Origin of the sequence: Rhodovarius lipocyclicus, from assembly GCF_009900765.1 — a bacterium.
GTDB lineage: Bacteria > Pseudomonadota > Alphaproteobacteria > Acetobacterales > Acetobacteraceae > Rhodovarius > Rhodovarius lipocyclicus.
The window spans coordinates 1-21787 of record NZ_JAAABL010000050.1; the positions used below are offsets into that span (position 1 = coordinate 1).

The window sequence follows — 21787 nt, forward strand, 5'->3', positions numbered from 1 at the left end:
ATGGCAGGTGTTCTTCTCGCGATTTCCTCTCGCCACACTCGACCTCAGGGACGAAACACCCCATCTCAAAACCGTCAGGGATGTCTCCGTACACCTGTCAAACATCTCTCCAGTCTGAACAGGGGGCAAAGCCCCTGACGGCGCCCTCCCCCCGCTAATGCCCCCCCGCCCCGGGCGGCATGGCGCGCGGCGCGCGCAGCAGGAACACCAGCGGCGCCGCCACGAAGAAGAACCCCGCCATCAGCAGCAGCGCGTCGTTGTAGGCCAGCACATTGGCTTCCCGCGCCACCAGCAGCGACAGGCGGCGCAGCGCCACCAGATCCGCCGGCGCGCCGTTAACGATGCGGTCGGCGAAGGCGTTTTCCATGTTGGACAGCGCGGCCACCGCCTCATTGCGGGCCCAGCCCAGCCCCTCGGACAGATGCAGGCGGTGGGCGGCGCCGCGGTCGATCACCACGGTGTTGATCATCGCCAAGCCGAAGGCCCCGCCCAGGTTGCGCATCAGGTTGAACAGGCCGGAGGCGTTCTTGATCCGCGGCGGGGGCAGCGTGCCGAGCGCGATGCTGGTCACCGGCACCATCACGAACATCATCCCCACCCCGCGCAGCAGCAGCGGCAGCCACAGCTCCGGCAGCGAGGATTGCGCGGTCAGCCGCCCGGTCAGCCCCATGGCGAGCCCCGTGGTCAGCAGCCCGAAGGCCACCAGCACGCGCAGATCCACCTTGCGCGACAGGTTGCCCACGATGGGGGCGCAGCAGAACATGCCCACGCCGGTGACGAACATGGTCTCGCCGATCTGCAGCGAGTCATAGCCCCGGACCCGGCCGAGAAAGAGCGGCACCAGATAGACCGACCCATACAGCGCGATGCCGAGGATGAAGGCGAACAGGCTGCCGATGGCGAAGTTGCGGTCGGCGAAGGCGCGCAGCTCCACGATCGGCTGGGCGGAGGTGAAGGCCCGCCAGAAGAAGCCCAGCCCGGCCAGGGTGGCGATGGCGGCGAAACTCGCCACTGTCTCGTCCTGCAGCCACTGCCAGCGGGCGCCTTCCTCCAGCACATATTCCAGGCTGCCCAGGAACAGCGCCATCAGCGCCAGGCCCACCCAGTCGAAGCGGCGCAGCAGGCCGGGCTCGGCCTCGTCGATGTCCAGCGTGGTCCAGACGGTGATGGCGATGAACAGGCCCACCGGCACATTGATCAGGAACAGCCAGTGCCAGGACAGCGCATCGGTGATCAGCCCGCCGACGGTGGGGCCCACGGTGGGCGCCAGCGTGGCGGTCAGGCCGATGATGACGGTGGCCCGCACCCGCGCGGGCCCGGGGAACAGCAGGAAGCTGCTGGCGAAGACCGTGGGGATCATCGCCCCGCCCAGGAACCCCTGGAGCGCGCGGGAGAAGATCATCACCTCCAGCGAAGTGGCGAAGGCGCAGGTGAGCGAGAAGACGGTGAAGCCCAGGGCCGAGATGGTGAACAGCACCCGGGTGGAAAGCAGCCGCGACAGAAAGCCCGAGAGCGGGATCATCACGATCTCGGCGATCAGGTAGCTGGTCTGGACCCAGCTGGCCTCGTCGGGGCTGGCGGCCAGGCCCGCCTGGATGTCCGCGATGCTGGCCGAGACGATCTGGATATCCAGCACCGCCATGAACATGCCCAGCACCATGGCGAAGAAGCCGAACAATTGCCGGGGCGTGGGCCCCGGCTGGGCCGGCGTGTTCACCGCCCGGTCTCGACGCTGACGCGCGCCGACAGGCCGGGGCGCAGGCCGGCGGGCGGGTCGAGGATTTCGATGCGCACTGGCACGCGCTGGACGATGCGGGTGAAGTTGCCGGTGGCGTTCTCGGGCGGCAGCAGGCTGAACAGCGCGCCGGTGGCGCCCGCCAGGCTCTCCACCCGGCCATGCAGGGTCTGGCCCGTCACGTCCAGCGTGATCTCGGCCCGCTGGCCGGGGCGCAGATGCGCCAGCTGGGTTTCCTTGAAATTGGCCACCAGCCATTGCCGCGCGGGCGGCGGCGTCACGGCGATCAAGGATTGGCCGGCCCGCACATGCTGGCCCCGCTGGGCCGCGCGGTTGGCCGAGAACCCGTCGAAGGGCGCGCGGATCACCGTATATGACAGGTTGTTTTCCGCCAGGACCAGATTGGCGCGGGCCTGCAGCAGCCGCGCCTCGGCGGAGCGGATCTGTGCCGAGATCACCGGCAGGGCGGCGGCGGCGGCCACGCGGTTGGCCTCGGCGGCGGCCTGCACGGCCTCGCTGCGGCGGCGCTCGGCGGCGGTTTGCTCCGCGCGCTCCCGCGAGCCGACGCCGCTGCTGGCGAGCTGGCCATAGCGGTTGGCCTCCAGCACCGCCAGCGCGCGGCTGGCATCGGCCTGGGTCACCGCGGCCTCGGCGGCGGAGAGCTGGGCGCGGGCCTGGTCGAGCTGGGCGTTCAGGGTCTGGATGCTGGCCTCGGCATCGGCCACCGTGGCGGCGGCGGCGTCGCGCCGGGCGCGCCAGTCGGCGTCCTCCAGCCGGATCATAGGCTGGCCGGCCGCCACCGGGGCGTTGTCCGCCACCAGGATCTCGGCCACATCGCCCTCGATACGGCTGGAAAGCGGGGAGATGTCGCCGGCCAGATAGGCGTTGTCCGTCGTCTCCCACCCCAGGCCGGAATACCACCACCAGCCGCCGCCGCCGATCGCGGCCAGCAAGGCAAGGCCGATCAGCGGCTTGCGCAGGCTGCGGGAGGGCTTCTGGGCCTGAAGGGCCGGGGCGGGTGGCGGAAGGGCGTCTGGCATGTCTACTGAACCGTTCAGTTCAGGCGGAAGTTGCATCCGCCGGCGCCGCGTTACAAGAGTAAATTGAACTGGACGGTTCAGTTTTTTGGCGCCACATTGTAACGGTCATGGACACGCACCTCCCTCCCAAACCCCGCGCCATCCTGCTGGCGGCGGGCGAATTGTTCCTGCGGGATGGCTATGCCGCCATTTCGATGGACGCGGTGGCGAAGCAGGCCGGGGTGTCCAAGGCCACGCTCTATGCGCATTTCGCCAGCAAGGACGCGCTGTTCGCCGCCGTGGTGGCCAGCAATTGCCGGGCCATGGCCGGGGCCGTGACCGGCGGCACCGGCCATGAATCGGAACTGCGCGAAGGGCTGCGCCGGGTGGGCGAGACGCTGCTGCGCTTCCTGCTCAGCCCGCGCACCATCGCCATGCACCGCATCGTGATGGCCGAGGCCAGCCGCGACCCGGGGCTGGCCGAGGCCTTCCTAGAATCCGGCCCCCGCACCGCCCGCCGCCTGCTGAGCGAATGGATGGCCGAGGAACAGCGCCGGGGCCGGCTGGATGGCGCGGTCCCTGCCCTGCTGGTGGCCACCCAGTTCAGCGCGCTGTTGCGCAACGACCTGTGGCTGCGCGCCGGGCTGGGCCTGGTGCCCGCCGCCAGCGACGAGGACATCGCGGCATGCGTGGCCGAAGCCGTGGAGATGATGGTTCGCGCCTATGGCCGCTGATCGGCCGCGCTACTTCACGCCGCGCGGGGCCGTGCCCATCCAGGGCGCGATGGTGATGGGCGGCGCGGGCTGAGCGGGCGCCAGGGGCGGCGGCGGGCAATCCGGCCGCAGCGCCCCGCAATCCCAGCGATGCGCCGAGGGCCGGCCGGTGAGCGTGCCGCCGGCATCGAAGCGGCAGACACACAGGCGCCCGGCCATGCAGGCCAATTGCCCTTCGCGCGCCGGCCCGCAGGCGGGGGCCTGGGCCTGGGCTGGGGCCGCGCCCATGAACAGCAGCAGGAACAGCAGGATCATCCCGCCAGCCTGCCCGTGCGAGGTTAAGCGCGCATGAAAAAGGGCCCTGGCCGGTTGGCCAGAGCCCCCTGAAGGGTCAACCCGAAGGGGTTGATTACCGCATGGTCACGGCCTGGCGGCCGCGGTTGCCGTCACGCACGTCCAGCTCCAGCTTCTCGCCCTGCTGCACGTCGGCGCGGCCGGCGCGCTGCAGCACGGAGGAGTGCAGGAACACGTCCTGGCCGCCGTCTTCCGGCGTCACGAAGCCGAAGCCACGCACCTGGTCGAACCACTTGACGGTGCCGCTGACCGAATAGGTCGGGCCATTGTCGAAGTCGCGGCGGGGCGGACGGTCACCGAAATCACGGCGCGGGGGGGCACCACGGTCGCCGAAGCCGCCCGGGGCGCCGAAGTCACGGCGGGGCGGACGGTCACCGAAGCCACCCGGGGCGCCGAAATCACGGCGAGGGGGACGGTCACCGAAGCCACCCGGGGCGCCGAAATCACGGCGGGGCGGACGGTCACCGAAATCGCGGCGGGGCGGACGGTCACCGAAGCCACCGCGCCCTTCCGGCAGGCCGGGACCGCGCTTCACCTCGACAATGCGGGTGACAAGACGGCGACCCATCCGGTCGGAACCGATCTCGCACACCAGCGTGTCATCAGTCACAGGGGGCGGGTCGATGCCAGCGTCGGCCAGAGCCGAAGCGTGGAAGAACACGTCCTGTCCATCGGGCCCGAGCACGAAGCCGAAGCCTTTGCGCCCGTTGTACCACTTCACCTTGGCTTCGAGAGCCTCGCCCTGCGGCATATTATCTGACACGTCGACGATCTACCTGAAATCAGTAAGGGCGCCGGCGGGATGCCGCGCGCCACTGAAGTATGGCACCGGGTTTGTCCGATTGCGAGTAATTTTCTCAGCCAAACCGCCTCGGACTGAAGCTTTCCGCCGCCCCTGGGGCCTCTCCCGCCAGAAAGGCAGCGGCCAGCGCGGCGCTGGCCGGACCGCCCGCCAGCCCCACATGGCCATGCCCGGCGTTCAGGATCACGTCTGGGCAGCCCTTCGCCGGCCCGATGCAGGGCAGCGCGTCCGGCATGGAGGGGCGATGGCCCAGCCACACCTTCACGCGATCGGCCGGCATGTCGGCCGGCAGGCCCGGCAGCATGCGCAGCAGATGGTCGCGCAGGATCTCCGCCCGCTTCCAGTTCGGCGCGGCGTCGACGCCCGCGATCTCCACTTGGCCCGCGCAGCGCAGGCCGTTCCGCGTGCGAATCACGCTCATCTTGCCGTCGAAGGGCATCATCGGGGTGCGGGGCTCCACCTCGGGCGCCGAGATCTCGGCGTGGTAGCCGCGCTCGCTCTCGATGCGCAGGTTCTCGCCCGCCATGGCGGCCAGCGCCTTGCTGCGGGCACCCGCCGCGATCACCGCCTTATCGGCCGCGATCTCGCCCTCGGGCGTCAGCACGGCCTTCAGCCGCCCGCCCTCGATGCGCAGGCCCGTCGCTGGCTGTTGCACGAAGCGCGCGCCCAACGCCTGCGCATGCGCCACCACCGCGGCCACATAGGCGCCGGGGTCGGAACAGCTCGCCCCCTCCTCCGTCAGGATGGCGAAGGTGTAGCGGCGGGCGAGTTCGGGCTCACGCTGCCGCAGCTCGTCGTTGTCCAGTTCGCGCCAGGTGCAGCCCACCTCGCCGCGCAGCTTCCAGGCGAGGCGCTCGCTCTCGAACTGCGCGCGGTCGGCATAGACGTACATCAGCCCCTTGCGGTCGATCAGGTGCTCCACCCCGGCCTCGCGCGCCAGGGCCAGGTGCCGCTCCGGGCCATCCTTCAGCAGGCCACGCAGGGCATGGGCGGTGGCGCGCACCTTATCCTCGGTCCAGCCCGCCAGCAGATAGCGCACCAGCCAGGGGGCCACCCGGGGGAAATAGGTCCAGCGGATGGCCAGCGGGCCCAGCGGGTCCATCAGGAATTTCGGCACCTTCTTCCACAGCCCCGGCAGGGCGGGCGGAATGACCGAGAGCGGGTTCAGCCAGCAGCCATTGCCATAGCTCGCGGCCTGCTCGCCGCCCGGCTCGCCGGGGTCCAGGATCGTGACCTGGAAGCCGCGCTTCAGCGCCTCGATGGCGGTCGCGGCCCCCACGATGCCCGCGCCGATGATCACCACATGGCTCATTTGCGCTGCGTCCCCGCATCGGCCGGCGCCAGGATGGAGACATGGGCGGACACCACGCGCCACCCCACATCCGGCAGCCGCGCCATGATCTTGGTCTCGCGCCCGATCAGCCCGGTTTCCGCGCGTTCGTATTGCAGGTGAGTGGCCGCGAAATCATCGCCGAAGGTCACGATATGGACCTTGCGCTGAATGCGCTTCGCGTATTGGGAAATGGAGGCCCGGAACGCCTTGATGGCCTCATGGCCATACAGGATCTCCGTGATGCCGAACCGCACCGTGCGCGGATCGGCCCAGAAGATGCTGTCCAGCACCTCGGTCTTGTTGTTCATGAGCGCGTCTTCGTACCGGTCGAAGACGGCGCGGACCTCGGCTTGGATGTCTGGCTTGTCGAGCTGCATGCGCGGCAGCGTAACCGTGCCGGCCCGGGTTAGCGAGAGGGGCAGCCCCCTCTCGCCGCAACATCTCAGCCCGCGTTGACCACCGCGCGCTTGGCCATCACCGTCACCAGATGGGCGCGGTATTCGGCGCTGCCATGGATGTCGCTGTTCAGGTCATCGGCCGGCTGCTGGATGCCGGCGACGGCCTCAGGCGACCAGTTGGCGGCGAGCGCCGCCTCCATCTCCGCCTGGCGGAACACGCAGGAGGCCGCGCCATTGATCGCCACCCGCACGCCGGCCGGCCCCTTGGAGACCAGGGCGCCCGCCATCACGTAGCGGCTGGCCGGGTTCTTCATCTTGGCGTAGCCGGCCTTCTCGGGGATCGGGAACTCGATCGCCACCAGCAGCTCATCGGGCTCCAGCGCCGTGGTGAACATGCCCAGGAAGAACTCGTCGGCCGGGATCTTGCGGCTGGAGGTGTGGACGATGGCGCCCAGCCCCAGCACCGCGGCGGGGTAATCGGCCGCCGGATCGTTGTTGGAGACGCTGCCGCCGATGGTGCCGCGGTTGCGCACCTGGTTGTCGCCGATATGCGCGGCCATGAAGGACAGCACCGGAATGGCGGCCTGCACCACTTCGCTCGACGCGACCTCCGCATGGCGGGTGAAGGCGCCGATGATCAGGGCGTTGCCCTCGCGCCGGATGCCCCGCATCTCCGCGATGCCGGAGAGGTCGACCAGCGAGGTCGGCTTGTTCAGCCGGTGCTTCAGCGCCGGGATCAGCGTGTGCCCCCCGGACACGGCCTTGGCGTCCGGGTCGGCGGCCAGCAGCGCCACGGCATCGGCCACGGTGGTCGGCTTGTGATAGTCGAAATCATACATGCTGGGTCACTCCGTGATGCTCATCGTGGCCGGGCTATTCCGCCGCAACGCGACGGGCGTTGCCGTGGATGATGGACCATATTTTGGCGGGTGTCGCGGGCATGTCCACATGCCGCACGTCATAATCGCGCAAGGCATCCACCACCGCGTTGATCACGGCGGGCGGGCTGCCGATGGCGCCGACCTCCCCGCAGCCCTTCACCCCCAGCGGATTGTGGGTGCACAGCGTGGTGTGGGTGGCGACCGACACCGGTGCCAGGTCATCCGCGCGCGGCAGGGTGTAGTCCATCATCGAGCCCGACAGCAGCTGGCCATCGCCATCATAGACGCATGTTTCCAGCAACGCCTGGCCGATTCCCTGCGCGACGCCGCCCTGCACCTGCCCCTCCACGATCATCGGGTTGATGACGCGGCCCACATCGTCCACGGCGGTGAAGTTCACCATCCGCACATGGCCGGTCTCGGGCTCGATCTCCACCTCCGCGATGTGGCAGCCGCCGGGATAGGTGAAGTTCTTCGGGTCGTAGAAGGCGGTCTCCTCCAGCCCCGGCTCGAGCTCCTCGATCGGGTAGTTGTGGGGCACATAGGCCGTCAGCGAGATTTCCGCGAAGGCCTTGGTCTTGTCGGTGCCGGCGACGCGGAACACGCCCTTCTCGAACTCGATGTCCTCGACCGAGGCCTCCATCAGATGGGCCGCGATGCGCTTGGCCTTGGCGATGATCTTGTCCATCGCCTTGACCATGGCGCTGCCGCCCACCGCCAGGCTGCGGCTGCCATAGGTGCCCATGCCGAAGGGGATCTTGGCCGTATCCCCGTGCACGATCTCCACCTTGTCGAAGGGCACGCCCAGCTGCTCGCACACCAGCTGCGCCAGGGTGGTTTCATGCCCTTGGCCATGGCTGTGCGTGCCGGTCAGCACGGTGACGGAGCCGGTGGGATGCACGCGGATCGTGCCCACCTCATACAGCCCCGCCCGGGCGCCGAGCGCGCCGACCACGGCTGAGGGGGCGATGCCGCAGGCCTCCAGATAGGTCGAGATGCCGATGCCGCGCAGCTTGCCCTGGGCGGCGGCGGCGGCGCGGCGGGCCTCGAAGCCGGCCCAGTCGGCGGCCTTCAGCCCCATCTCCAGCGTCGAGAAGTAATCCCCGCTGTCGTACTGCAGCGCCACCGGCGTCTGGTACGGGAACTGGTCCGGCTTGATGAAGTTCCGCCGGCGGATCTCCAGCCGGTCGAGCCCGGTGTCGCGGGCCACCACATCCACCAGGCGCTCCAGCAGGAAGGTGGCCTCCGGCCGGCCGGCGCCGCGATAGGCATCGACGGGCACGGTGTTGGTGAACACCGCCTTCACCTCGGCATAGATCGCGGGCGTGGTGTACACCCCGGCCAGCAGCGTGGCGTAGAGATAGGTCGGCACCGAGGTGGAGAAGGTGGAGAGATAGGCCCCCATATTCGCCTGGGTGGAGACGCGCAGGCCCAGGAAGGTGCCGTGCTCGTCCAGCGCCAGCTTCGCCACCGAGACATGGTCGCGCCCATGCGCGTCGGTCATGAAGCTTTCGGTGCGGTCGGCGGTCCATTTCACCGGGCGCGCGATCTTCGCCGCCGCCCAGGTCACGGCCGCTTCCTCGATGTAATGGAAGATCTTGGAGCCGAAGCCGCCGCCCACATCGGGGGCCACCACGCGCAGCTTGTGCTCGGGGATGTTGAGCACGAAGGCGCCCATCAGCAGCCGGATCACATGCGGGTTCTGGCTGGTGGTGTAGAGGGTGTGGTCCCCCGTCGTCGGGTCGTAATCCCCGATCGCGGAGCGCGGCTCCATCGCGTTCGGGATCAGCCGGTTGTTCACCAACTCCAGCGTGACGACGTGCTTGGCGCGGGCGAAGGCCGCGTCCGTCGCGGCCTCGTCACCGATATGCCAATCGTAGCAGATGTTGCCGGGCGCCTCCTCATGGATGGCGGGGGCGTCGGGGGCCAGGGCCTGGGCCATGCTGGCCAGGCCGGGCAGCACCTCATACTCCACCGCCACCGCCTCGGCGGCGTCGCGGGCCTGCTGGCGGGTCTCGGCGATGACCATGGCCACAGCATCGCCCACGAAGCGCGCCTTGCCATGGGCGAGGACAGGGTGCGGCGGCTCGCGCATCGGCGTGCCGTCCTTGTTGTGGATCAGCCAGCCGCAGGGCACGCCGCCGATCTTGTCGGCCGCCGTGTCGGCGCCGGTGAAGATGGCGACCACCCCGGGCATGCGGGCCGCGGCCGCGGTGTCGACCGAGACGATGCGCGCATGGGCATGCGGGCTGCGCAGGAACCAGACATGGGTCTGCCCTGGGCGGGAGATGTCGTCGGTGTAGTGGCCCCGGCCGGACAGGAAGCGCAGGTCTTCCTTGCGCCGCACGGACGCGCCAATGCCGGTGAACGGAATGAGACTCTCAGCGCCGGTATCCATGGCGTTCGCTCCCTGAACACGGGCGGGGTTTGTCCCCGCTCCGATGGTACGCATGGGTAGGCCAGTAGCGGGCGGCACAGGGCCGCCCGGGGCAGTCTTACTCGGCGGCGGCGGCGATGGAGGTGCTGCGGCCGTGCATGACCTCCTGCGCGGCGTCGATCGCCTTCACGATGTTGTGGTAGCCCGTGCAACGGCAGAGGTTGCCCTCCAGCCCCTCACGGATCTCCTGCTCGGAGAGCCCCTCGGGGTGCTTCTGCACCAGGTCCACGGCGGACATCACCATGCCCGGCGTGCAGAAGCCGCATTGCAGGGCGTGGTATTCGCGGAAGGCCTCCTGCATCGGGTGCAAGGTGCCATCGGCGGCGGCCAGCCCCTCGATGGTGGTGACGGAAGCACCGTCCACCGCGACCGCCAGGGTGGTGCAGCTTTTCACCGAATTGCCGTCCACATGCACCACGCAGGCCCCGCACTGGCTGGTGTCGCAGCCGACATGGGTCCCGGTCAGGCGCAGCTTCTCGCGCAGCAGTTCGACGAGCAGCGTGCGCCCCTCGACTTCCACGCTGTGCTGCTTGCCGTTCACCGTCAGAGTGACTTGCGGCATCAAATGCCTCCCGTCTTTCGAGATTTACGCCCAGCGTCGCGAAACCCGGCCGCGCCGTCAAGCGTGAGGTGGGGGTTGTTCGATGACCATCAAGCGCCCCCGCATCGGAAGCGCGAGGATAGCGGAAACCAGGGCGCCGAACAGTCGGAGGAAGCGGGCAATGCCCACCTCCTCCGCCGCGGCGGGGTCAGGCGGCGCGGAACGCCGTCGGGCCCGCCTTGTTCAGCGGATTCTGCGACGCCGGCAGGTCATGCAGGTGGCAGGCCGCCAGATGGCCCGTGGCATCGGGGGTGAGCACCGGCTCCTCCTTCCGGCAGCGGTCCATCACATAGGGGCAGCGCGTGTGGAAACGGCAGCCGGAGGGCGGGCGGATCGGGCTCGGCACATCGCCCTGCAGGACGATGCGGTCGCGCTTGGCGGTCGGGTCCGGCACCGGCACGGCGGAGAGCAGGGCCTCCGTGTACGGGTGGCGCGGCGCGCCGAACAGCGAGCGCTTGTCCGCGACCTCGACGATCTTGCCCAGATACATCACGGCCACGCGGTGCGTCATGTGCTCCACGATCGCGAGGTCATGGCTGATGAACAGCATCGCCAGGCCCAGTTCCTTCTGCAGGTCCTGCATCAGGTTCACGATCTGCGCCTTCACCGACACGTCGAGCGCGGAGACCGCCTCGTCGCAGACGATGATGTCGGGCTCGGCCGCCAGCGCGCGGGCGATGCCGATGCGCTGCCGCTGCCCGCCCGAGAATTCATGCGGCCAGCGCCCGGCGGCATCCGTCGGCAGGCGCACCGTGTCCAGCGCATGGGCCACGCGGCGGTCGAGGTCCGCGCGGTCCTTCGCCAGGCCGAAATTGATGATCGGTTCCGCGATCACGTCGCGCACCCGCATGCGCGGGTTCAGCGAGCTGAACGGGTCCTGGAATACCACCTGGATCTTGCGGCGCAGCATGCGCAGCGAGGAAGCGGGCATGTCGTCGATGCGCTTGCCGTCCAGCACCACCTGCCCGGAGGTCAGGGGAAACAGGCGCAGGACCGACTTGCCCACGGTGGACTTGCCGCAGCCGGATTCGCCGACCAGCGACAGCGTCTCACCCCGGCGGATGGAGAAGGAGACGCCATCCACCGCATAGACATGGCCCACCGGCGTGCCCAGCAGGCCGCCACGGATGGGGAAATGCTTCTTGAGGTCCGAAACCTCAAGGACGACCGGGGCGCTGCTCATGCCGCGACGGACTCCTTCACGGAATAATGGCAGGCGGCCATGTGGTTGGCCCCCTTCATCTCCAGCGCCGGCGCCACGGCGCGGCACAGATCGGTCGCCTCGGAGCAGCGGCCGGCGAAGACACAACCCTGGATCTTGTTCTTCAGGCTGGGGACCAGGCCCGGGATCTCGGCCAGGCGCTCGGTATGGCCGGTCAGCGAGCTGCCGAGCTTGGGCACGGAACCCAGCAGGCCGCGCGTGTAGGGGTGGCGGGGGCTGGCGAACAGCTCGCGCACCGGCGCTTCCTCGACCTTGCGGCCGGCATACATCACCACCACCCGCTCCGCGACCTCGGCCACCACGCCCAGGTCATGGGTGATGAGGACGATGGCCGCCCCCACGCGGCGCTTCAGGTCGCGCATCAGGTCCAGGATCTGGGCCTGGATGGTCACGTCCAGCGCGGTGGTGGGCTCGTCCGCGATCAGCAGCTTCGGGTTGCAGGCCAGCGCGATGGCGATCATCACGCGCTGGCGCATGCCGCCCGACAGCTGGTGCGGATATTCCCGCACCCGGCGCGCGGGTTCGGGAATGCCCACCAGCTCCAGCATCTCGATCGCCTTCTTCTCGGCGTCGGCGGCCGACATGCCCTGGTGCAGGCGCAGCGTCTCGCCGATCTGCCGGCCCACGGTCAGCACCGGGTTCAGGCTGGTCATCGGCTCCTGGAAGATCATGCTGATGCTGTTGCCGCGGATCTTGCGCATCTCCTTGTCGGAGAGCTTCAGCAGGTCCCGGCCCTCGAACTTGATCGCGCCCGCGATCTTGCCCGGGGGTTCGGGGATCAGCCGCAGGATCGACATCGAGGTGACGGACTTGCCGCAGCCGGATTCACCGACGATGGCCACCGTCTCACCGGCGTTGACGTGGAAGGACACGCCATCGACGGCACGGTTCACGCCGTCCGGGGTGCGGAAATGCGTCTGCAGGTTCTCGACGGAAAGCAGGGGTTCGGTCATCGCGTCACAGCCTCTTGGCAAGGCGGGGATCGATGGCGTCTCGCAGCCCGTCACCCAGCAGGTTCACGGCCAGCACCGTGATGGAGAGGAAGATGGCGGGGAAGAAGACGATGTACGGCTTCACCTGCCACAGCGCGCGGCCCTCGGCCATGATGTTGCCCCAGCTGGGGATGATCGGCGGGGTGCCCGCGCCGATGAAGCTGAGGATGGCTTCGGTGATCATCGCGGCGGCGCAGATGTAGGTGGCCTGCACCGTCAGCGGCGCCAGCGTGTTCGGCAGGATGTGCTTCAGCATGATCATCGGCGTGCGCGTGCCGGCCGCCACCGCGGCCTCCACATAAGGCTGCTCACGCAGGCTGAGCACCACGCCGCGCACCAGGCGCGACACGCGCGGGATGTCGGCGATGGTGATCGCGATGATCACATTCTGCACGGAGCCGCGCGTCAGCGCCATCAGCGCGATGGCCAGCAGGATGGAGGGGATGGACATCAGACCGTCCATCACGCGCATCACGATGCTGTCCACCAACCGGCTGAAGCCGGAGACGATACCGATGAACAGCCCGGCGACGGAGGCCAGCAGCGCCACCGAGAAGCCCACCAGCAGCGAGACGCGCGCGCCGTACAGCACGCGGCTGTACACGTCGCGGCCCAGCATGTCGGAGCCGAACCAGAACTGCGCAGAGGGTTCGCGCGTGCGCAGCGCGGGGGCCAGCGCCGTCGGGTCACGGGTGAACAGGTACGGCGCGAACACCGCGATCCCCAGCATGAGCAGCAGCAGGAAGCCGCCGATCGCCATAGTGGGGTAACGCCGCAGGAAACCGATGAAGCCCTTGCGTGGCTTCACCTGGGGCAGGACATCCGGCATGGGCTGCGCGATGGCGAGACCAGGCGGGATCAGCGCGGGATCGATCCCGGGCGGAAGTGCGGTGGCGCTCAATAGCGGATCCTCGGATCGAAGACAGTGTAGAGGATGTCGATCGCCAGATTGACGATCACGTACATGAAGCTGAACAGCAGCACGACACCCTGGATGACCGGGTAGTCGCGGCGCAGGATCGCATCCACCGTCAACCGGCCGAGGCCGGGGATGGCGAACACGCTCTCCGTCACCACCGCGCCGCCGATGAGGCCGGCGAAGCCGATGCCCACCACGGTCACGATCGGCACGGCCGCGTTCTTCAGCGCATGCATGAACAGGATGGAGACCTGGCCGGCGCCCTTGGCGCGGGCGGTGCGGATGTAGTCCTGGCTCAGCACCTCCAGCATGGAGGCGCGGGTGATGCGCGCGATCAGCGCGATATACACGCCGCCCAGCGCCACCGCCGGCAGGATCAGGTTCTCAAGCCAATAGGGCACGCCCTCCGACAGCGGGGTGTAGCCCTGCACCGGCAGCCAATCCAGTTCCAGCGCGAAGACATAGGCCAGCAGGTAGCCCACCACGAAGACAGGCACCGAGAAGCCGAGCACGGCGAAGCCCATCACGAAGCGGTCGATGGTGGTGCCCTGCTTCCAGGCCGCCACCACGCCCATCGGGATGGCGATGGCCAGGGCCAGGCACAGCGTGACGACCATCAGCGACAGGGTCGGCTCGATGCGCTGCTTGATCATGGTCACGACCGGCAGGTTGGTGAAGATCGACACGCCCAGGTCGCCCTGGATGATGCGGAACCCCCATTCGCCGAACCGCACCAGGAAGGGGCGATCGAGGCCGAGCGAGGCGCGGATGCGCTCCACGTCGTCAGGCGTCGCCTGATCGCCGGCGATCACCGCGGCCGGGTCACCGGGCGCGATATACAGCAACGAAAACACGAAGAGGGCGACAATCGCCATCACCGGTATAGTGGCGACTATGCGCCGGAGGATATAGGCCCACATGCGACCCGGCTCAGCTCCTATATTCCAATGAAACGCCCCGCCGCCCTGCCCCCGCCGCGCAAGACGGCAGGAACAGGTGGCGGGGACGCCAGTTCAAGACTTGCTAACGCCCCAAGCGAAGGGCACGGGCGCCTTGACGATGCCCGAGATGTTGCTGCGCCATGCCGTATAGCCCAGGAAGAAGCCAGGGGGCGCGAACACCACATTGTCCATGGCGGCGCGGTTCAGCCCGGCGATGGCGCGCTTTTCGGCGTCCATATCCGGGGCCGCGTACCATTCGGCCACCTTCTCCTCGACCGCCGGAATATTCGGCCAGCCGAACCAAGCGCCGTCGCCGGTGGCGCGGATCGCCTGGTAGGCGGCGGGGTTGGTGCAATCCGCGCCCGCATGCCAGGAGAAGAAGATGTTCCAGCCGCCCTGCGCCGGCGGCGCCTTCAGAGCGCGGCGCTGGCCCACGGTGCCCCAATCGGTCGCCACGAAATCGACATTCATGCCCAGCCGCTTCAGCAGGTCGGCCGTCACGTCGCCGAAGGCCTTGGTGATGGGCTGGTCCTGGGCGGCCAGCACGACCACCGGCTCATTGTTGTAGCCGGATTCGCGCAGCAGGCGCTTGGCGGCCTCCATGTCGCGCGGGCCCTTCAGGATGTCGCCGCCTTCCTCGGTGTACAGGGAGGTTCCGGGCGTGAAGAAGCCCGGCAGGCGCTTCCACAGCGCATCGTCGCTGCCGACGATGGCGCGCATGTAGTCTTCCTGGTTCATCGCCATCAGCAGGGCGCGGCGGGCGCGCACGTCGTTGAAGGGCGGGTGCAGGTGGTTCAGGCGCACCGTGCCGATATTGCCCAGCGGGTCCGCGATGTCGGTGCGGATGTTGCGGTTGCGGCGCAGGATGGGGATCAGGTCGGACAGCGGGTTCTCCCACCAATCCACCTCACCGGATTGCAGCGCGGCGGCGGCGGTGGCCGGGTCCGGCATCACGGTCCATTCCAGGCGGTCGATCAGCACGCGCTTGCCGCCGGCCAGCCAGTTGGCGGGCTCGTTGCGGGGCACATAACCCTCGAACTTGGTGAACACCGCCTTGGCGCCCGGCACCCACTCGTTGCGGGCGAAGCGGAACGGGCCGGAGCCGATGTACTCGCTGATCTGCTGGAAGGGATCGGTGCGCGCGATGCGCTCCGGCATGATGAAGGCCATGGGCGAATTGTTCTTGCCCAGGGCGTAGAGCATCTTCGGATAGGGCGCCTTCAGCACGATGCGGAAGGTCCGGTCGTCCGACGCCACGATTTCCTGCAGCAGGGCCTTGATCATCAGGCCCATCGTGTCGCGCGCCATCCAGCGCACCAGGCTGGTCACGCAATCCTTGGCCAGCACCGGCTCATTGTCATGGAACTTCAGGCCCGGACGCAGGCGGAAGGTCCAGGTCAAACCGTCGGAGGACACTTCCTCCGCCTCCGCCATCTGACGCTGCGGCACCAGGTTGGAATCCACGCCGTACAGCGTGTCCCACACATTCACGGAGGCGTTGCGCACCACATATTGCGTACCCCAGATGGGGTCGAAATTGGCCAGATTGGCCTGCGGCACAAAGCGCAGCGTGCGCGCATTCGCCCCCTGCGCCAACGCGGGCGCGGGAATGGCGGAAGCAGCGCCGAGCGCGAGAATCTCACGACGGTTCATCAAGCTCTCCCAGAAGGGGTGTGGCCCCTATTTCTTATCTATCACGTAACCAGGACCGCCCGCCCGGCGCGAAGGCGGGAATCCCCCGCCCCCGCGCAGCGCGCCGCACTGTATTCAGGCACGATGCCCCAGCGCGCGGCAAAACACTAGCCTTTGCCCAGGCCCCAGAACACCGTGGCCGGGCTGCGGAACACGCCTGTGACATTCCTCCGCCACACCGAGGGCTGCCAGTAGAAGCCCACCGGGATATAGGGCAGCACCTCCATGGCGCGGGCATTCAGCTGCCGCGCCACGGCCTTGGCCGCGTCCTCATCCGGGGCCACCAGCCAAGCGGCGCGCAGGCGCTCGATCTCGTCATCCTGCGGCCAGCCGAACCAGGCGTTGGGGCCGTTGGCGCGCAGGAACAGGTGCACCACCGGCAGGTCCAGCGCATCGCCCGAGGCCGTGGTGTGCACCACGCTCCAGCCGCCGCGCTCCACCGGCTCGCGGCTCGTGCGGCGCTGCACCAGCGTGCCCCAGTCCACGCTCTGCACTTCCACATTCATCCCCAGCCGCCGCAGCAGGTCGGCCGTGACCAACGAGATGGCGTTGATCTGCGGATAATCGCCCGGCGCGATCAGCACCACGCGCTCCCCATTGTAGCCCGCCGCGGCGAGGGCTGCCTTGGCGCGCTCCACGCTGTGGATCTTGAGGATGTCGCTGCCTTCCTCATTGGCCAGCGGCGTGCCGCAGGTGAACACGCCCTCGCACACGCTCCAGCCCGCCGGGTCCTCGCCGGCCACCGCGCGCAGATAGTCGCGCTGGTCCACCGCCATCGCCACCGCGCGGCGGATCGCCACGTTGTTGAAGGGCGGGTGCAGGTGGTTGAAGCGCAGCGCGCCATAGGTGCCGTTCTGCAGCCGCTGCTGCACCACCAGCTGGCGGTTGCGCCGCATCAGCGGCAGCAGGTCGTGCAGGGGGTACTCCCAGTAATCCTGCTCACCCGTCTGCATCGAGCTGGCGGCGGTGGAGGGGTCGGAGATCACCGTCCATTCCACGCGGTCCAGCCGCGGCACGCGCCCGCCGGCCAGGCCGCTGATCGGCTCGTTGCGGGGCACATAGCGGTCGAACTTCGCCCAGACCGCCTTCTGGCCCGGGTTCCACTCATTGGCCACGAAACGGAACGGGCCGGAGCCGATGGCCTCGCGGATCTGGGTGTTGGGGTCGGTGTTGGCGATGCGCTCGGGCATCACGGGCACCGGGCCCTGGCTGCGGCCCATCGCCAGCGCCAGCGTCGGGAAGGCGTGCTTCAGGCGGAAGCGGAAGCGCTTGTCGTCCAGCGCCGTCAGTTCCTCGGTGGCGCTCCACAGCACCTGGCCGAAGGTGTCGCGCGCGGCCCAGCGTTTGATGCTGGCCACGCAATCCTTGGCCAGCACGCGCTCCCCGTCATGGAAGAACAGGTTGTCGCGCAGGGTGAAGGTCCAGCTCTTGCCGTCATCCTCGATGACCCAGCCATCGGCCATCTGCGGGCGGGGCACACCGGCCTCGTCCACGGCGCAGATGTGGTCGAACACCATCATGCCGTGGTTGCGGGTGACGACGGCCGTGGTCCAGACCGGGTCCAGGCTGGTCAGATTCGCCTGCGGGATCACGCGCAGCGTGTTCGCAGCCCCCTGGGCCAGGGCGGGTGCGGCGAAACCGACAGCGGCCGCGCCACCCAACAATGAACGCCGATGCATGGCTTTCTCCTTGAATTCTGGGCCCCGGGGCGACTGTGCGCCAAAGCCGGGGAATGCGGAAAGGCCCGCCGGAGGGGCAGGCCCCTCCTCTCGCCTGATGTCCCGGAAAGCGGGCGCGGGCGGGAGGATGCCCCCCGCCGCAACGCCCGCCCCCAAGGGCCGGATCAGGCCCGCCGGAGGTTCCAGAAGATCGAGAAGCCCAGCAGCCGGTCGCGCAGGTTGGACCGGTAGGCCGTGGCGGACTTGTAGGCACCGATCGGGATGAAGGGCAGCTCGTCCAGCGCGGTGCGCTGCATTTCCCGCGCCAGGCGCTTCTGCGTGTCCAGGTCCGGCGCGTCGAACCAGGCGTCGCGCAGTTCCTCCAGCTTGGGGATGGTGGGCCAGCCGAACCAGGCCGAGGTGCCATTGCCGCGCAGCGGGAAATGCCCGGCGGGGTTCAGGAAATCCGGCGAGGAGAAGGAGGTGAGGAAGATGTTCCACCCCCCCTGGTCGATCGGCGCGCGGTTGGCGCGGCGCTGCACCACCGTGCCCCAGTCGGTCAGCACAAAATCCAGGTTCACGCCCAGGCGGCGCAGCATGTCGCCCGCCACCTGCGTCATGGCCGCGGGCGCCAGGATATCCGTGGGCCCGATCAGGCGGATCGGCTGGTTGGTATAGCCCGCGTCCCGCAGCAGGGCCTTGGCGCGGTCCAGGCTGCGGGGTCCGGTCAGGGCCTCCATGCCCTCGTCATTGGCCAGCGGCGTGCCGGGGGTGAAGATGCCGCACTTGTCGTCGTACATCGACGGGTCGGTGCCCACGATCGCCGTCATGAAGTCGGTCTGGCTGATCGCGGGCAGCAGGGCCTGGCGCATCTTCTTGTCGTTGAAGGGCGCGTGCAGGTGGTTGAAGCGCAGCACGCCCGGCAGCGGCTTGTCGTCGATCGGCGCGATGGTGATATTGCGGTTGCGCCGCATCAGCTGCTGCAGCTCCGGCGGCGGCTGCTCGAACCAGTCGATCTCGTTGGACTGCAGCGCGGCCGCGCTGGTCGCGGCGTCGGTGATGATGCGCCATTCCACGCGGTCGAAATGCGTCACCTTCGGGCCGGCGGTGAGGGAGGCCGTGCCCTCGGAACGCGGCACGTAATCCGCGTTGCGCTCATACACCACCAAGCTGCCGGAATTGTATTCGCCGGGGACGAACTTGTAGGGGCCGGAACCGATGGATTCCCGGATCTGCTGGAACGGATCGGTGTTGGCCAGGCGCTCCGGCATCATGAAGGCCACCGGGTTCACCGGCGCGGCCAGCGAGGCGAACAGCAGCGGGAAGGCCCGCTTCAGCCGGAACTGGAGGCGCGTGTCGTCCAGCGCGGACAGCTCGTCCAGCTGGCGTTCCAGCTGCTGGCCCGAGGGGTTGCGCTTCATCCAGCGCTTCAGGCTGGCCACGCAGTCCTTGGCCGTGACGGCGCCGCCATCATGCCATTTCAGCCCGGGGCGCAGCGTGATGGTCACGCGCTTGCCGTCATCCTCGACACTGTGGCCGGAGGCCATCTGCGGATGCACGTTGAACTGCGAATCCATGCCATACAGGGTGTCGAACACCATGAAGGCGTGGTTTCGCGTCACATTCGCCGTGGTCCAGATCGGGTCCAGGCTGGTCAGATTGGCCTGCGGCACGAAGCGCAACAGGCGCGGAGCCTGCGCGACAGCGGGCGCGGCCATGCCGAGGGCCGCGGCCCCCAGCATCATCTCGCGACGACGCATCATGAAAACTCCCTGTCTTCTGGATGAGAGCGGAGCAATTTAGCGCGAGCGCGTCAACCGGGAGAGCGCCTGACATGTCAGGCCAGCAGCGCGCCACGGAACTCCCGCAGCAGCTTGTTGCGCATCGCCTGGGCAAAATCGGCGTAGTCGGCGCATGTCAGGGCAAAGCTGCCGGGCCCGCCGATCACCTCCGCCTGGTAATGGGCCAGCAGGTCCGGTTCCTCGTTCAGCACCGCCAGCCCGTTGATGGTGACGCCGGCGGCGACGCCCAGGTCCCGCACCGGGCCCGGGGCGCGGCCCCGGTTGCTGGCGCCGTCGCCCGAGACATCCAGCACCAGCCGCGTGGCATCGGCCGGGCAGCGCGCCAGCTCCGCCAGCCCCGACACCATCGCCTGGCCGAGGCCGGTGGCCCCGCCGCGCGGGATCCGGGGCGCGTCCTCCAGCGCCGCGGCGAAGGCCTGGGCCTGGGTTTCACCGCCGATGCGCGTCCAGGGCACCGCCACCTCGGCGGAGCCCGGGTCAGCCCAGAAAATGGCACAGACCGCTACCGCGCCGTGCGGCCCGGCGGTGGCGGCGGCGATCACCTCCGCCTCCCGCAGGGCGGCGGCCAGCCCGCCGACCATCAGCAGGAACTCATCGAAATCAACGCTGTCCGACACATCGATGGCCAGGCACAACGCCACATCCACAGGCTCCATGATCAGGCTTCCGTGAGGTTGGTTAACACTGTCTAAAAAATGAGTTGCGCTACCGGCGGTTGCGCTGTTTACCATTGATTCATGGATGCGACCGACTACACCACCCTCCTGGGCTTCCACACCAGTTGGCATGACCTGGCCGGCACGGCCGAGGGCACGCCCATGGTCGTGACCTACAGCTTCGCGGCCCGGCCGGCGGACCAGACCGGCTTCTACGCCTACACCGCCGCGCAGCGGGCCTCGGTGCAGGTGGCGCTGGGCAGTTGGGCCGCCGTCTCCGGCCTCAGCTTCGTGGAGGTGCCGGACAATGCCACCGGCACCGGAATCGACATCCGCTTCAGCCTGGAGCGGCTGAGCAGCCTGGCCACGCTGGGCCAGACCACCCTGCCCCCGCTGGGCGATGTGGTGATGAATTCGCGCCTGTTCGCCTTCGACAGCTTCGCGCCCGATGCCTATCGCGTCTCGCATGAGGCGCTGCTGCATGAGATCGGGCACGCGCTGGGCCTGTCGCACCCCGAATCCGACACGGGGCTGGCCCAGGCCAACAGCATCATGGTCTCGGTGCTGGGGGTGGGCCGGCCGGTGAACGCGCCGCTCGCCTGGGATGCGGCCGCGATCCAGGCCCTGTACGGCACGCCGGAGGCCCGCGCCGCGCTGGGCATCGGCTGGAGCTGGGACGGCCAGCACAACGCCGTGCGCGGCACCGGCACCGCGGGCGACGACGCCATCACCGGCACCGCCTGGCGCGACGCGCTGATCGGGGCAGACGGCAACGACACGCTGAACGGGCGCGAGGGCGACGATATCCTGGTCCCGGGCCTGGGCGACGACACGCTGATCGGCGGCGCGGGCTTCGACGTGGCGGTGCTGGGCGTGAACCGCGCGGGCCTTTCGGTGGATGTGGTGGGCGGCTGGCTGACCAGCGCCGAGGGCCATGACCGCATCAGCGGCATCGAGGCGGTGCGGGTGCTGGACGGCACGCTCTACCTCTCCCGCCCCGACGCCCTGGCGCGCATCGCCGGCCTGTATGAGGTGGCGCTGGACCGCGCGCCCGATGCCGGGGGCCTGGCCCATTGGTGGGCGGAATTCCAGGCCGGGGCCAGCCTGGCGCAGATCGCCGACGGCTTCCTGGACAGCGCCGAATACCACGCCACCCACAACGACCGCGCCAGCACGCAGGCGGTGCTGGACCAGGCAGCGGCCCTGCCGGTCTCGGCCCCGGCCGGCGGGTTCTGGGTGCCGGACCCGGACGCGCAGCTGGTGGCGCGGCTGTATGAACTGGCGCTGGGCCGCGCGCCGGAAGCCTCGGGCTTCGCCGCCTGGCTGCGGGACATGCAGGCCGGGCTGACGGAACAGGAACTGGCCGAGGGCTTCTTCTTCAGCCGGGAAGCGGTGGAACAGGGCGGCACCGGCTACGCCTCGCCCGAAGCACTGCTGGCCAGCGCGCAGGCCGATGCCTGGAAGCTGCATACGGAAGGCGTCGGGTTGATCTGACAGGGGAGGCGCTCAGGGGCTTCGCCCCTGTTCAGACCGGACACATCCCTGACTGATGTTCGGAGAGATGGTTGACGGTTTTTGGGTGAGAGTTTCGCGGGAGCGGAGCGATGCCCTGGAAGCCTGTATCGATCATGG

Annotated in this window: 19 protein-coding genes; 2 read left to right on the top strand and 17 right to left on the bottom strand. The window is 68.9% G+C overall.

Translation table 11 applies throughout. The features are described 5' to 3' along the window. Positions 1-154: 154 nt before the first annotated feature. Together GT007_RS19710 and GT007_RS19715 are read right to left on the bottom strand one after the other, a co-directional pair. On the bottom strand, positions 155-1717 hold the full coding sequence (locus tag GT007_RS19710; protein WP_236571769.1) for a DHA2 family efflux MFS transporter permease subunit: 1563 nt from the start codon (positions 1715-1717) through the stop codon (positions 155-157). Continuing rightward, positions 1714-2775 (bottom strand): HlyD family secretion protein, encoded by a 1062-nt coding sequence (locus GT007_RS19715; protein ID WP_160123384.1) that lies wholly within the window; start codon positions 2773-2775, stop codon positions 1714-1716. The genes GT007_RS19710 and GT007_RS19715 overlap by 4 nt, the downstream gene beginning before the upstream one ends. Before the next feature lie 107 nt (positions 2776-2882). Between GT007_RS19715 and GT007_RS19720 the strand changes: the two genes are divergently transcribed. Continuing rightward, the gene (locus GT007_RS19720; protein ID WP_160123385.1) at positions 2883-3488 is read left to right on the top strand and encodes a TetR/AcrR family transcriptional regulator; all 606 of its coding nucleotides are present in this window, start codon (positions 2883-2885) and stop codon (positions 3486-3488) included. Positions 3489-3497: 9 nt separating this feature from the next. Here GT007_RS19720 and GT007_RS19725 read toward each other — a convergent pair whose 3' ends face one another. From GT007_RS19725 to GT007_RS19795, 15 genes are all read right to left on the bottom strand, one after another. Then, on the bottom strand, positions 3498-3782 hold the full coding sequence (locus tag GT007_RS19725) for a hypothetical protein (protein WP_160123386.1): 285 nt from the start codon (positions 3780-3782) through the stop codon (positions 3498-3500). 94 nt (positions 3783-3876) lie between these two features. Beyond that, positions 3877-4584, bottom strand: a complete 708-nt coding sequence (locus GT007_RS19730) for a cold-shock protein (RefSeq protein WP_160123387.1) — start codon at positions 4582-4584, stop codon at positions 3877-3879. A gap of 94 nt (positions 4585-4678) precedes the next feature. After that, the gene (locus tag GT007_RS19735; RefSeq protein ID WP_160123388.1) at positions 4679-5935 is read right to left on the bottom strand and encodes an NAD(P)/FAD-dependent oxidoreductase; all 1257 of its coding nucleotides are present in this window, start codon (positions 5933-5935) and stop codon (positions 4679-4681) included. Next, positions 5932-6333, bottom strand: a complete 402-nt coding sequence (locus GT007_RS19740; protein ID WP_160123389.1) for an AtzH-like domain-containing protein — start codon at positions 6331-6333, stop codon at positions 5932-5934. Before GT007_RS19740 ends, GT007_RS19735 begins: the two co-directional genes overlap by 4 nt. A 65-nt stretch (positions 6334-6398) precedes the next feature. Continuing rightward, the gene (locus GT007_RS19745) at positions 6399-7193 is read right to left on the bottom strand and encodes an FAD binding domain-containing protein (RefSeq protein WP_160123390.1); all 795 of its coding nucleotides are present in this window, start codon (positions 7191-7193) and stop codon (positions 6399-6401) included. Positions 7194-7227: 34 nt separating this feature from the next. Continuing rightward, complete coding sequence (locus tag GT007_RS19750; protein ID WP_160123391.1) at positions 7228-9633, bottom strand: xanthine dehydrogenase family protein molybdopterin-binding subunit; 2406 nt, start codon at positions 9631-9633, stop codon at positions 7228-7230. A 97-nt stretch (positions 9634-9730) separates the two neighbouring features. After that, the gene (locus GT007_RS19755; protein ID WP_160123392.1) at positions 9731-10234 is read right to left on the bottom strand and encodes a (2Fe-2S)-binding protein; all 504 of its coding nucleotides are present in this window, start codon (positions 10232-10234) and stop codon (positions 9731-9733) included. 187 nt (positions 10235-10421) lie between these two features. Continuing rightward, a complete protein-coding gene (locus GT007_RS19760; RefSeq protein WP_160123393.1) occupies positions 10422-11456 on the bottom strand; it encodes an ABC transporter ATP-binding protein in 1035 nt (344 codons plus the stop codon). After that, positions 11453-12448, bottom strand: coding sequence for an ABC transporter ATP-binding protein (locus GT007_RS19765; protein WP_160123394.1), 996 nt, complete (start codon positions 12446-12448; stop codon positions 11453-11455). Before GT007_RS19765 ends, GT007_RS19760 begins: the two co-directional genes overlap by 4 nt. Positions 12449-12452: 4 nt before the next feature. Beyond that, on the bottom strand, positions 12453-13388 hold the full coding sequence (locus GT007_RS19770; RefSeq protein WP_457852345.1) for an ABC transporter permease: 936 nt from the start codon (positions 13386-13388) through the stop codon (positions 12453-12455). After that, complete coding sequence (locus GT007_RS19775) at positions 13385-14326, bottom strand: ABC transporter permease (RefSeq protein ID WP_160123395.1); 942 nt, start codon at positions 14324-14326, stop codon at positions 13385-13387. The genes GT007_RS19770 and GT007_RS19775 overlap by 4 nt, the downstream gene beginning before the upstream one ends. A gap of 93 nt (positions 14327-14419) precedes the next feature. Then, positions 14420-16000 carry an ABC transporter substrate-binding protein gene (locus GT007_RS19780; protein WP_160123396.1) on the bottom strand — a complete coding sequence of 527 codons (1581 nt, stop codon included), beginning with the start codon at positions 15998-16000 and terminating at the stop codon, positions 14420-14422. A gap of 146 nt (positions 16001-16146) precedes the next feature. Continuing rightward, positions 16147-17718 carry an ABC transporter substrate-binding protein gene (locus GT007_RS19785; RefSeq protein ID WP_160123397.1) on the bottom strand — a complete coding sequence of 524 codons (1572 nt, stop codon included), beginning with the start codon at positions 17716-17718 and terminating at the stop codon, positions 16147-16149. A gap of 164 nt (positions 17719-17882) precedes the next feature. Further along, positions 17883-19457, bottom strand: a complete 1575-nt coding sequence (locus GT007_RS19790) for an ABC transporter substrate-binding protein (RefSeq protein WP_160123402.1) — start codon at positions 19455-19457, stop codon at positions 17883-17885. Between the two features lie 77 nt (positions 19458-19534). Next, positions 19535-20155: a DUF1194 domain-containing protein gene (locus tag GT007_RS19795; protein ID WP_160123398.1), complete on the bottom strand. Its 621-nt coding sequence runs from the start codon at positions 20153-20155 to the stop codon at positions 19535-19537. 81 nt (positions 20156-20236) lie between these two features. Here GT007_RS19795 and GT007_RS22850 point away from each other — a divergent pair, with 81 nt between their 5' ends. Beyond that, a complete protein-coding gene (locus GT007_RS22850; protein ID WP_160123399.1) occupies positions 20237-21649 on the top strand; it encodes a DUF4214 domain-containing protein in 1413 nt (470 codons plus the stop codon). Positions 21650-21787 lie beyond the last annotated feature (138 nt).

What these genes read in the sequence shown, in the direction of transcription:
- GT007_RS19715 (WP_160123384.1), bottom strand. Translation starts at nt 2,775, where the DNA reads ATGCCAGACGCCCTTCCGCCACCCGCCCCGGCCCTTCAGGCCCAGAAG.
- GT007_RS19720 (WP_160123385.1), top strand. Translation starts at nt 2,883, where the DNA reads ATGGACACGCACCTCCCTCCCAAACCCCGCGCCATCCTGCTGGCGGCG.
- GT007_RS19725 (WP_160123386.1), bottom strand. Translation starts at nt 3,782, where the DNA reads ATGATCCTGCTGTTCCTGCTGCTGTTCATGGGCGCGGCCCCAGCCCAG.
- GT007_RS19735 (WP_160123388.1), bottom strand. Translation starts at nt 5,935, where the DNA reads ATGAGCCATGTGGTGATCATCGGCGCGGGCATCGTGGGGGCCGCGACC.
- GT007_RS19740 (WP_160123389.1), bottom strand. Translation starts at nt 6,333, where the DNA reads ATGCAGCTCGACAAGCCAGACATCCAAGCCGAGGTCCGCGCCGTCTTC.
- GT007_RS19745 (WP_160123390.1), bottom strand. Translation starts at nt 7,193, where the DNA reads ATGTATGATTTCGACTATCACAAGCCGACCACCGTGGCCGATGCCGTG.
- GT007_RS19750 (WP_160123391.1), bottom strand. Translation starts at nt 9,633, where the DNA reads ATGGATACCGGCGCTGAGAGTCTCATTCCGTTCACCGGCATTGGCGCG.
- GT007_RS19755 (WP_160123392.1), bottom strand. Translation starts at nt 10,234, where the DNA reads ATGCCGCAAGTCACTCTGACGGTGAACGGCAAGCAGCACAGCGTGGAA.
- GT007_RS19760 (WP_160123393.1), bottom strand. Translation starts at nt 11,456, where the DNA reads ATGAGCAGCGCCCCGGTCGTCCTTGAGGTTTCGGACCTCAAGAAGCAT.
- GT007_RS19765 (WP_160123394.1), bottom strand. Translation starts at nt 12,448, where the DNA reads ATGACCGAACCCCTGCTTTCCGTCGAGAACCTGCAGACGCATTTCCGC.
- GT007_RS19775 (WP_160123395.1), bottom strand. Translation starts at nt 14,326, where the DNA reads ATGTGGGCCTATATCCTCCGGCGCATAGTCGCCACTATACCGGTGATG.
- GT007_RS19780 (WP_160123396.1), bottom strand. Translation starts at nt 16,000, where the DNA reads ATGAACCGTCGTGAGATTCTCGCGCTCGGCGCTGCTTCCGCCATTCCC.
- GT007_RS19785 (WP_160123397.1), bottom strand. Translation starts at nt 17,718, where the DNA reads ATGCATCGGCGTTCATTGTTGGGTGGCGCGGCCGCTGTCGGTTTCGCC.
- GT007_RS19790 (WP_160123402.1), bottom strand. Translation starts at nt 19,457, where the DNA reads ATGCGTCGTCGCGAGATGATGCTGGGGGCCGCGGCCCTCGGCATGGCC.
- GT007_RS19795 (WP_160123398.1), bottom strand. Translation starts at nt 20,155, where the DNA reads ATGGAGCCTGTGGATGTGGCGTTGTGCCTGGCCATCGATGTGTCGGAC.
- GT007_RS22850 (WP_160123399.1), top strand. Translation starts at nt 20,237, where the DNA reads ATGGATGCGACCGACTACACCACCCTCCTGGGCTTCCACACCAGTTGG.